The sequence below is a fragment of the Paraburkholderia sp. SIMBA_054 genome (assembly GCF_046534875.1).
GTDB lineage: Bacteria > Pseudomonadota > Gammaproteobacteria > Burkholderiales > Burkholderiaceae > Paraburkholderia > Paraburkholderia hospita.
The window spans coordinates 1-396 of the sequence record NZ_JAWRXV010000300.1 but is presented as its reverse complement, the minus strand read 5'-3'; the positions used below and the strand labels follow the sequence as shown (position 1 = coordinate 396).

General features: G+C 56.6%; 1 protein-coding gene. It reads right to left on the bottom strand.

Features of this window, described 5'->3' with window-relative positions; genetic code table 11:
* The coding region (locus SB822_RS55215) for a transposase (RefSeq protein ID WP_410858862.1) at positions 1 to 224 on the bottom strand (224 nt) is incomplete at its 3' end.
* Positions 225 to 396: the final 172 nt, after the last annotated feature.

The window sequence follows — 396 nt, the reverse complement described above, 5'->3', positions numbered from 1 at the left end:
TCCTCCATGGCCGGGTCCGAGAGACTGAACCACTGCTGCAGGAAGTGAATGCGCAGCATCGTCTGGATGGGAAACGGCGGGCGCCCGGTCTTGCCTTTGGGATAGTGTGGCTCGATGAGAGCGATCAGTTTCTGCCACGGCACCACGCGGGTCATCTCGTCGAGAAACTCGCGCTTGCGGGTACGCTTCGTTGACAGATCCAGACCAAGACCAAGCTGTGTCATCACGCCACTCCCTTAACTATCCTGCTTCCAGGATAGTCAACCCTCACGGCAATGCCAGGACCTTTTGCAGAGATTCCCAGGCAAAAGAAAGCGGCTAAGGCAACACTGATCAAGCCCGGTAAACACGCCTGAGTTGCGACCAGGACATGTGTAAACTTCCGAGATCGGTCAC